This window comes from Nocardioides turkmenicus (assembly GCF_011045035.1).
GTDB lineage: Bacteria > Actinomycetota > Actinomycetes > Propionibacteriales > Nocardioidaceae > Nocardioides > Nocardioides turkmenicus.
Genome location: NZ_JAALAA010000041.1, coordinates 1 through 10,127, shown reverse-complemented (window position 1 = coordinate 10,127; position 10,127 = coordinate 1). Strand labels below are relative to the sequence as shown.

At 63.7% G+C, this 10,127-nt stretch carries 10 protein-coding genes; all 10 read right to left on the bottom strand.

Translation table 11 applies throughout. The features are described from left to right. Nucleotides 1–135: 135 nt before the first annotated feature. The 10 genes from G5C66_RS25445 to G5C66_RS25400 all read right to left on the bottom strand — a co-directional run bounded on the left by G5C66_RS25445 (nt 136) and on the right by G5C66_RS25400 (nt 9,671). Nucleotides 136–2,346, bottom strand: a complete 2,211-nt coding sequence (locus G5C66_RS25445) for a protein kinase domain-containing protein (RefSeq protein ID WP_165114617.1) — start codon at nt 2,344–2,346, stop codon at nt 136–138. 57 nt (nt 2,347–2,403) lie between these two features. After that, nucleotides 2,404–4,101, bottom strand: a complete 1,698-nt coding sequence (locus tag G5C66_RS25440; RefSeq protein WP_165114614.1) for an ABC transporter substrate-binding protein — start codon at nt 4,099–4,101, stop codon at nt 2,404–2,406. 128 nt (nt 4,102–4,229) lie between these two features. Next, the gene (locus G5C66_RS25435) at nt 4,230–4,871 is read right to left on the bottom strand and encodes a transcriptional regulator (protein ID WP_241248865.1); all 642 of its coding nucleotides are present in this window, start codon (nt 4,869–4,871) and stop codon (nt 4,230–4,232) included. 280 nt (nt 4,872–5,151) lie between these two features. Then, nucleotides 5,152–5,481, bottom strand: coding sequence for a DUF3592 domain-containing protein (locus G5C66_RS25430; RefSeq protein ID WP_241248866.1), 330 nt, complete (start codon nt 5,479–5,481; stop codon nt 5,152–5,154). A gap of 191 nt (nt 5,482–5,672) precedes the next feature. After that, entirely contained in the window at nt 5,673–6,380 is a 708-nt protein-coding gene (locus G5C66_RS25425) for a hypothetical protein (RefSeq protein ID WP_165114608.1), read from the bottom strand. A gap of 42 nt (nt 6,381–6,422) precedes the next feature. After that, on the bottom strand, nt 6,423–7,058 hold the full coding sequence (locus G5C66_RS25420) for a hypothetical protein (RefSeq protein ID WP_165114605.1): 636 nt from the start codon (nt 7,056–7,058) through the stop codon (nt 6,423–6,425). Beyond that, nucleotides 7,034–7,672 carry a hypothetical protein gene (locus G5C66_RS25415; protein WP_165114602.1) on the bottom strand — a complete coding sequence of 213 codons (639 nt, stop codon included), beginning with the start codon at nt 7,670–7,672 and terminating at the stop codon, nt 7,034–7,036. Before G5C66_RS25415 ends, G5C66_RS25420 begins: the two co-directional genes overlap by 25 nt. Before the next feature lie 19 nt (nt 7,673–7,691). Further along, complete coding sequence (locus G5C66_RS25410) at nt 7,692–8,882, bottom strand: hypothetical protein (RefSeq protein WP_165114599.1); 1,191 nt, start codon at nt 8,880–8,882, stop codon at nt 7,692–7,694. A gap of 75 nt (nt 8,883–8,957) precedes the next feature. After that, on the bottom strand, nt 8,958–9,254 hold the full coding sequence (locus G5C66_RS25405) for a flagellar protein FlgN (protein ID WP_165114596.1): 297 nt from the start codon (nt 9,252–9,254) through the stop codon (nt 8,958–8,960). Between the two features lie 129 nt (nt 9,255–9,383). Next, nucleotides 9,384–9,671, bottom strand: a complete 288-nt coding sequence (locus G5C66_RS25400) for a WXG100 family type VII secretion target (protein ID WP_206444555.1) — start codon at nt 9,669–9,671, stop codon at nt 9,384–9,386. Nucleotides 9,672–10,127: the final 456 nt, after the last annotated feature.

Sequence of the window (10,127 nt, the reverse complement as noted above, 5' to 3'; positions counted from 1 at the left end):
GTGGCGTGCTGGCCGGCCCCGGAGGTCGCGCGATCCGCGGCCGGATCGTCGTCTTGTCGGGGTCGTCGACGGCCGGACGCTCGAAGGAAGACTGCGGCCCCCGAGGGGTTTTGTCGGGGCTTCCGGTGGAATCGCTCATCCGAGAGTTCCTCCCATGAGGTTGTAGCGGCGTACGTCGTCCGGCGAGCTCTTCCACGTCGCCAGCTCATGGCCCGAGAACGAGCCTTCCTTTGACGCCAGAGCCACGTAGAACGTGTAAGGGCTGTCGCTGGTGTCCTGGGAAGCCGCGATGACATCGGTCAGCCCGTCCCCGTTCACGTCGGCAAGGGTCACGGGGTACCTGCTGGTGGTCTTGAGGGTGTTGCGGGGCTTGGGAAGCTTTCCGCGAGTGGCGATCGAGAACTCGGTCAGGTCGTCGCTGAAGTTCCCGATCGTGATCGTCTGCCCCTCGCCCCGGCCTGACTCCCCGGCGACGATCTCGTCCCGTCCATCGCCGTCGACGTCACCAGCGACCAACGAGCTGATTCCCTGGTGCTGGAAGGGGAATGACTTGGCCGCGCCAACGGCAGTCCCGTCCCCCTGGTAGAGATCCAGCTCCGAGGTCCCAGTCGTGAGCGTCTTGTCCTCGGGCTGACCTGCAGCTCGATTCAGCACCACCAGGTCAGCCTTCTTGTCGCCGGTGAACTCACCCACCACGACCTGCTCCCTGGTGTCGGCCGGGTAGGCCGCGAACTGCGTCGGCTCCGCGAACCCCGACCCGGTTCCCCGATAGACCCAGATGGCGCCATCCCCGACCGTTCTGCCCTGCCTGTCGAGGTCGGGGTCGGGGTTGCCGAACGTCGTGGCCATGAACAGATCGGCGACACCGTCACCGTCGAAGTCGTCGGTGCCCAGGTCGTAGTAGAACGTCGACCCGGTCATCTTCTTGCCCTGCTCGACGACCCCTGCGGGCGCTTTGAGCGATCCCTCCAGATCGCCGTGGAAGGTGAACCCCTTCTCGCTCCGCACGAAGGTGATGAACGAGTTCTCACCGTCGCCGGTGAAGTCGGCACAGAGAGGGAACACCTCGCTCCCGTCGTTGTCCTCCGGGAGCGCAGGGTCGTCGTACGTGACGGCCTTCGACGGCTTCAGCGAGCGTCCGTCCGACTTCCAGGTGACCACGTCGACACCCTCGCCGTCTGGGTTCTGGACGTTGGTGACCACGTCTCCGAACTTGTCACCGTTCACATCCGCGTACGCAGCGCCTTTGACGGTCGGCACAATGGGCTCCGGCCCGTGCTCGACCCAGGGCTGGGTGATCGCCAGCGCTCCGCCGACGCCGAGAGCGGCCACGCCGACCATCGCCGCACCGACCCGGAGCGGGGTGATCTTGGACGGCCGCGCGGCCTCCTCGATCAGGATCGCCTCGCTCTCGGACGGGGCTCGCACCGCCGCGACCGGGATGGGCATCGGGTTCGGGTCGGCCATGGAGGGCGCAGGCACGAGCTGGGCAGGAGCAGTGATCTCGCGCAGCTTCAGCAGGTCGTCCTTGAATGCCGCCGCGCTCTGGTAGCGCTGACGGCGGTCCTTCGCCATCGAGAGCTGCAGGATCCGGTTGGCTTCCCTGGTCCACTCGTCGGTGCCGACGAACTGCGGGATCGGCGCGTTCTGGTGCGCCATCGCGACCTGCACGGCCGCGCCCGAGTAGGGGATCTTGCCGGTCAGCGTGAACCACAGCATGCAGCCCGCGGCGTAGACGTCCCGCGACGGCTCCGGCTTGATCGGGAGGCCCTGTGCGTCGCGCTCGTCGCGGATGTATTCAGGTGCCAGATAGTTCCACGTGCCCGTGATCCCGCCGGCCGGCGAGTCCGAGGACGACGTCGCGATCCCGAAGTCGCACAGGTAGCCGAAGAGGTCGAGCGGGCTCGAGGGGTTGCGTACGAGGACGTTCGACGGCTTCACGTCCTGGTGGATGATCCCGACCTGGTGGGCGTCGTGGAGCGCTCCGGCGACCTGCGCGTTGACCAGGCACGCCAGGTGCGGGGCCAACGGCCCCTTCGAACGTACGAGTCCGGTCAGGTCGCCGCCCTTGATGAACTGGGTGACGATGAACGGGCTGCCCTGCTGCTCGCCGATGTCGTAGATCGCGATGATGTGGGGCGACCTGATCTGCGCGAGGGTCTGGCCCTCGCGGATGAACATGTCGATGAACTGCCGGTCGGCGAGGTGGGCGTGCACCATCTTCAGCGCGACCTGGCGCTCGAGCCTGGTGTCGAATGCGTCGTAGACGACGCCCATTCCACCTTCGCCAAGAATTCGGTCCAGGCGGTAGTGTCCGAACACTGCCCCGGGATGAAGCGTCGTCATGTCCGCACCCTATGCAAGGGCCGCAGAACCCAACCACTCAAATCTACGAAAAGTCGTCTACTTCTTCGTCGGGGACCATTCGACGACCGTCGAGACGAGTGGCGCGACCGGACCGGACCGCGGACGCACGCTGTCGACCTTCTTGTCGCTCACCGTCACCGTCGGGTTCATCACGATCGGCACCACGATCGAGTCCCGGACCAGCGTCTTCTCGATCTCGACGCGTACGTCACGGGCCTCGTAGGGGTCGGCGGTGCGGGCCAGCTCGCTGATCAGCCGGTCGCGATCACGGTCGCCACCGCCGGTCGCGTTCTGGCTGCCCTTGCTGCCCCACTGCGCCGAGATCTCCTCCGGCGTCTGCGGGATCGGGATCCGAGCGAGCACGGCATCCCACTTGTTGCCCGACAGCAGCTTGTCGGCCCCGGAGACACCGCAGTCGGTGGTGGACCAGCCCTCGTCGTCGACGACGTTGGCGATGGTGTCGTAGGCGCCCGACGCGAACGCGCTCGACTTGTCGTAGGCGATGCACACCCGGGCCCCGCGCGGGGCCGCGGCGTCCTCGGAGGCTCCGAACTTCGTCGAGAAGCCGGAGTCCTCGGTCGCGATCTGGTAGCCCTCGCCGCCCGGCGGGAAGAGCACGACATCGGTGGCTTCGTACGCCTCGGCCCACTCGCCCGCGCCGCCTTCGGCGATGTCGCCTCGGGGCACGGCGCGCAGGTAGGCGGTGCGGGTGTTCTTACGCTGGAACAGGCCGCGGTCGGTGCGCAGGATCAGCGCCCACATGGTGCCGTCGTGGGCGTTCGCGACGCCGTAGTCACGGCGCTCGAGGTCGCGCACCTGCTTCCGGTTGGCCTTGGTCGGGGTCACCTGGACGACGTCGACCGTCTCGCCGATGCTGTCGAGCGCCTCCGCGCTCGCCGGGGTGAGGCGTACCTGCTCGTAGGTGGGCCTGGCCTCGCCCGTGTATTCCGGGTTGACCTCGAGGTCGACCTCCTGCCCGGTCTCGCCGGCCGCGATCCTCGTGACCCGGTAGGGACCGCTCGACAGCAGCGCCTCCTCGGGCGCCTTGCCGTCCTCCGTGACCGTGAACGCGGTCTTCCACGCCTCCGCGATCTTGGTGAGCTTCGCGGTGTCGGACTCCTCGATGGCGGTCTCGACGACCTCCTTGGCCTCGATCGGGTCCTCGATCTTCAGTGCCTTCTGGCCGACCACGTGGGCCGGGACGGCGACGTCCAGCGCCGTACGCCAGTCGACCACCGGGACCACCAGCGGAACCTCGATGGCCCGCGCGCCCTCGTCGACCTCGGGGATGTAGGCGCTCTTGGTCAGGCCGGTGGGGACCGCGCCGAAATCGACCGTGCCGTCCGAGCTGCCCTCTTTCGGGGTGCCGAAGTAGCCCGAGGTCGCCGCCCAGGCCAGCATGAGGTCGGCGGTGTCGATCGGCACTCCGTCCGACCAGTTCGGCTCCGCGAGGTCGTAACGCACCCGGGCCTGCTTGTCGCCCTCCATCGTGACCTTGCCGAAGGTCTCGTCCATCTCGACGGTGTCGTCGATCAAGGTGCCGAACGCCCCACGCGTGAGCGAGGCGATGTCGAGGTTTCCGTCGGTCACGCTCGCCGCGCTCGCGGGGTTGGTGCTGGTCAAGGACCCGCGCCACGCGACCGCGACCTCCGAGCCCTCCTCCACCGACGCCGGCAGATCACCCGAGCAGGCGGTTGCGACGAGCGCCAGGCTGGCAACGGAAACGAGCCCCACGCGGCGACGTGCCCCAGGATGCACCTTCAAGTCCCCTCTCCGAGACAACGGACGCCCAGATCCTAACGAGCCCCGGCGGAGACCTGCCAGCTACATAGGCGGTCTCCGCCGGTGGCGTCGTCGTCACCTCACGAGGCGGGGATCTCCACCTGCTCCGTGAACTCGGCGATGGTCTTGTCCGAGCCGATCACCTTCGCTCCGTCCCGCTCGTACTCGATGAGGTACGTGTCGGCCTTCTCCTCCACCTGGAAGGCGATCCAGCCAGTGTGCTCACCGCCGTCGCGCCGCTGCACGTCCTCGAGCGGCGTACGCTTCGCGGCGGTCATCTCCTCCGTCATCAGACGGGTGTCGGAGCTCTCGAAGTCACCGCCGTTGTCCCACGAGATCTCGAAGTTCCCCTCGGAGATCCGGCCGCCGTACTCCGTGCCGGGCTTGATCTTCACCTGGAGCAGCACGACCTCGCCGCCCTCGGCGATCAGGTCGGCCTCCTCCGTCGACGGGAAGTCGCGGACGGCCGAGATGATCTCGATCGTGTCCCCCATGTCGGGGTCCTTGAGCGTCTTCCCGATCTTCACCTCGGCCTCGTCACCGGCGGGCGCCGCGGAGGCGGACGCGGACTCGGAGGCCGGCGCGCTGGACTCGACCTCGACGGCGGCGTCCGCGTCGCTGTCGGTGTCCTCGGAGCCGCACGCGGTCATTGTGAGCGCCAGACCGAGGCTGAGGCCGGCGGCGGCAAGCCGGCAGGTCCGGACGGTGGTGCGAGTACGCATGAAGAAACCTTTCAACAGTGAATGTTCCCGAGATCGAGAGGTACGCGCCACCTTGGCAACTCCAGCCCCTGCCGGGCGTTCTTTACTTCGGCGTGTCGCGCGGTGACGTTCGTAGCGTCGGCAGACGACGTCTGATCCATCGAAACGGCGATCTGATCAGCCACACCCGACGCTGGGCGTCCCCCGTCGCGGCATTGCGCGCAACACGAATCTACGAAGTGCAGTTCCCGACTGCTTCCTCGGGCGGTGCGGGACCGCGGAATCGTTTCAGCGAATAAGGTCAGGTCCCCAAGCCCGACACGATCAGAATCACTCCGCCTACGAACAGGACCAGTGAGAAGAGCAGCATTAGGTACAACCATGTCATGGATGACGCTTCGCTGATCTCCGGTCGATCGGGGTCGTACATGACAGCGATTCGAGAGTTCCGCTTCGGCTCACGAAACCATGGCGTATCGGTGCCGGATCGCTGCTGGCCCGACGAATCGAGATACTGGTAACGAACGGTGGTCTGGGTGTTGCCGGAGCTCTGCCGTTTGGTCTTCACGGATGTGACCGTGCCCTCGGCATGAACCCAAGTCCGCCGACGACTCCACGTGCGCACCGTCATCACGAGCGACATAGGGAAGACGAGCGCCAAACACACGCCAAACGCAACTAGACTCAGGGACTCCATCGTGTCCGTGCCATCCTCTCGCTCGCCCGATCTGCAGAAGCAGGCTACACACTCCGTGTTGCGGACCCCGCGGTGCCCTCACATATAGCCGACGCAGGCGGAATCGCTCTGGAGTTGGAGTCGCCTTACGTCCTCGCGTCCAACTCGCCCCACGAGCCGATGGGCATGTCGAGCATCGCTGGAATATCAACCTCACGCTCGTCAACGACGCCGCGCTTTACGAGGATCTCCAGCACCCTCGCACGGACATTGTTATAGCTTCGATCTTCGCGGGTCTGCGGGCGAAGTTTCTTGGGCGTCCGTCGACGCCAGCCCTTCGAGCCAGCCAGAACTGCTGCAAAGACCGCCACTCCCGCCATAGCCGACACGAGTACGAGAATCAACAGTCCGCCTCCAGCGAGGTCGGCAATGCCGCTCTGCAAAAGGGCGAACCCGACGCCCGACGCACCACCAGACACTCCCGTTACAATCAAATCCATCCACCGGCGACGGCGCCCACTCGACCTCCAGGTCTCGAGCGTGACCAGAGCAACGAACAGGGCCACCACGAATGCCCCGAACGCTGCGCGTTGCCACGCGCCTGAATCGGGGATCGCTCCAATTGCTCGAGCGACGAGCATACCCAGACCCAACAGGGGAGTCGCGTAGACAACTGCCCCAATCACATAGAGCGGAACCGCCATCACCGGATTAGGACCGGCAGGGGGTTCACCGTCCGGCGCGGGCCGGCTCAAGATCTCTGCCTCGATTTCACCCCAACGCAAAGGCGCTGAAAACTCAGCTGTCCGAGCCCATTGAACGACATCGTCCCCGCCGACCGAACGGTCAGTCATAACCTTATTACTCCACTTCGTTTCGCGCTTTGGCGTCAACTGTCACTGTACTGGTGCATGCCATGTCACTGTTGACGCGCACGAGTCAAACAGAAACTTCGCCGACACCACGTATGGGTCATCGGCGGGCATATCAACCGGCGTACTGAGCCCCCCGACGATCTGTAGGGCCCGCCGGCGCTTGGAACCGGGAACTGGAATAAGATAGGTCACGGTACGGCTGACGATGGACTCAGCACCCAACCTAATGGTCTTCTCTTGCTCGTATCGCAGGGTTCTAACATCACCGAGCAAGGGGGTAGCGCCGTGGTTGACGATGAGGTTTCGAGCAAGGTCGTCAAGGCTGGATCCAGGTTCCGGCCTGCGAATCGATGCAACCATGGACGCAGGCATCCACAGCGTCGATGGAGCCTGTTCGGTCGCTACAAAGAAAGCGAATGCCCCGTTCTGACGCATGTCGTCGAAGGAACGCTTTAGCAACCGCCGAGTTTCGGTATACAACTCCGGCTTGTGCTCCTGCATGAGGCGTCGTTTCAGACCGGAAACCATCGTTTCAAACGTCTGCTCATCGACCGCACGCCTAGACCAGCCCGGCGGAAGCTTCATGTCGAAGTCAGGGTCGGGCGTGACGCCCAACGACTCTCGCAGACTATTCATGCGCTCTCCTCGAATCGCCATGGAGACTCCTCCAAGACACCGTCGAATGCAACCGATTGGAACGGCTGGCCGGTATCTGGTCGCACGAGGCGAAGGCTGTGAAGCAATGCCAGCACCCCACGCAGGGCGTAGACCGTCAGCGGATCAAAGGCCTCCGCCAAACTGACCACCAGTGTCGACTCACCGTCACGGAATATGAAGTGAACCCCAGATAGTTCGATATCAGGCCCGCCGTCGTTGGGAACGATGCGCTTCGTCGAGCACTGGATCCCGGGTCCGATATGAGGCGCCTCGAAGAGGTGCACGACCGCATCGCTATCGGTCCAATCCGGCATTTCGGCGGTAGGGAAGATCCCGATGTGACACGTGGCGGCATCTCCACCGAACGTTGGCCACACCTGAAACATCGCGATCGAGTCCGTGCGGTCCCGATCCTCCAGAGCAGACGTCAGCATCTCGTTGACCACGTCGGCGCTGATTGGCACGCCGTCCCAACCGACCTCACCAACTAGTTCGTCCTGGACCGTGTCGATCCACTCCCGGCGCTCAACCGGACCTAGGTCCCTCGGTATGTACAACCATCCGGGGACCTCGACCTCTTCTACTAAGTCCAGCGCCCAAACGTCATCTGTCATCTCAGTGCCTCAACTCGGATCAGCCCACCCAACCCGGCAACTTGGGCGCATTCGGAATATCGAAGCCGGGGAGCCTGTCGATCTTGTCGTAGTTGCCCAAGGCGCCTGTAGCCGAGGAGATGGCGAAGTCGAATGCAGCGAGGTTCCTGACCGCACTTCCATTCCGCGTCGCAGCGAACTGCGCGCCTTCCCAGAGGGACTTGTGAGCTCGATAGACACTCTTGAACCCCTCGTTGCCGAAGATCAGCTTGTTGAAGCCGTTTCCAGCACCCCGATATTTGAAGGCACCGATCAACCCATCCTTGTAGAAAAGTTTGGGGTTCTTGATCGCGTTGGTGACACCCTTGCAAGCAGTGAACTTGCCAAGCAACGCGGACTTGGCGGCCGCCTTGTTGAAGTGTGCAAGCTTGCCTACCGTCGTAAGCTTTCCGAACGGGATGACACCTAAGGCGGCCATGAAAATATCTGTCTTGTTGGCTTCACCGTTCGCATACTGCCCAATCACTGCCGCAAGGTAAATTGCCCCCGCAACCAGGGCGATTGTTGCGAGGATGGGACCGCCGATGATCAGAGCGGCAATCGCAACGACAGCCGTTACGACCGCGAAGACGTCAGCCACATCCGACCAGAAACTGTCCTCGATCTTCCCGGAGGTGCCATCGGTGATGCCGTTCGTCGCGGTGTCGAAGGCGTCCTCCCAGACGTCATACCAAGTGTCGAAGGTCTCGGCCTCGGCCTTCCAGTTGTCGTAGGCCTGCTTCTTGGCCTTGTTGTCGGCGGCTTCCTCTTTGTCAGTGCCGCCGATTCCGAGGAGGCCACCCTCCTCTTCCGTGGTGCTGTCGTCCTTGTCGCCCGGCAGGCTCTCGTAGGTCGACCACAGCTCCTTGCAGGTGTTGGCGCTCGAGTCGATTCTCGGCTTACACGACTCAAGCGCTTCGCCGTACTGCACGAGAACCGGCCCAACCGGTTCGTAGAGGTCGCCTGCCTCCCTCAGCTTCTCGTGAGAGTCGCCGATGATCTCTTGAAGCTTCCGGATGGCCTGGCCTTGCTGCTGTCCGTCCGAGAGTGTGTTGTCCTTGAGGGTCCTAAGAGTCGTGGCAGCCTCATGCATCTTCTTGCCGAGGCTCTCGATCTGCTTGCCTCGCGAAACGATCTCTCCGGGCCTGCCTTCGACATGCTTGATCTCCCTGCCCTTGGGAGAGTCTTCCATCCCGCCAAACATCGACTTGATCTCCTTGTTCCCGAGCTACAGCCCAGTCGTTTTCGCCGCCACGCTACTGTCGTCTCACTTGGACTCGAACGCCAAGGCCGTCTCACTGTCCCAGTTCTGGAACCCGTCGACCACACCCTTGACATGTTCCTGCACGCCTTTGAGTGCGTCCTTCAGTTCGTCACGCTTGTGGTTCCACCGGTCTTCGAAGTCCTCAGCCGCCTCCCGAAGGTCGTTGCGGTCAAAGGGGTCTCCGATGGCATCCTCAAGCTTGTCGGCCCGGCTACTCGCCTGCTCGAACTCCTCGACAATGCTGCTGAGGCTCTTGGCCACGGTGTCCAACTCAGCGATCTTGATACTGACGTCGGCCATTTCCGACCGTCCTTCCGTTCCCCGACAAACTCTGACGTACCGACTACAGCGATGACGGGCGATGCTCCGTCATCGGACGAAAGCGGCGGGCCAACCCAGAGGGTTGGCACCGCCGCCTGTTGACGTCAATCAGCCGCCGGCGAGCTGCGAGTCCAGGTCCTGAATGGCCGTGGCCATGTCACGCAGAGCCTGAGCCATCTCCTCGACACCAGCGATGGCGTCCTTCAGACCAGTGGTCATCTCCTGATAGCCGTCCTGGAACTTACCGGACGCCTTCTCCGTCTTGAACCCGTCCTGGACGAGCTCGTCGACGTAGCCCTGGCACTCATCCAGAGCGGACTCGATCGTGTCCTTACCCTGGTCGAGCTTGTCGGCGGTGCCGGTCATCTCGTCGTATGTTGCCCCGAAGTCACTCATCGATCATTGCCTTTCCCGCAATTTCCATTACACGACACCCATTTGCGGCGCCGTTCATCACCGACACTCACGCGTCATGGTTGTGAAGCGTGAACCCGACGAGCCGATACCCTCGTCCCCGGGCGTGGTCCGAGATCCGAGCAATCAACTTCGTCACGGTAGTCCTACCCGCTACGTCGAGTTCTAAACGTCTCCGAAAGTAAAGTTTCAGCTAGACCCGGTTAGGGTCACAGCAGCGCACCGGCGGGAGTCGACACCGCAGCACGCGACCGAGATGGGTAATGGTGGGCCCATGGATGCAAGCCCACCATCATGCCCGATTCTTAGGCTCAGCCGCCGGCGAGCTGCGAGTCCAGGTCCTGAATGGCCGTGGCCATGTCACGCAGAGCCTGAGCCATCTCCTCGACACCAGCGATGGCGTCCTTCAGACCAGTGGTCATCTCCTGATAGCCGTCC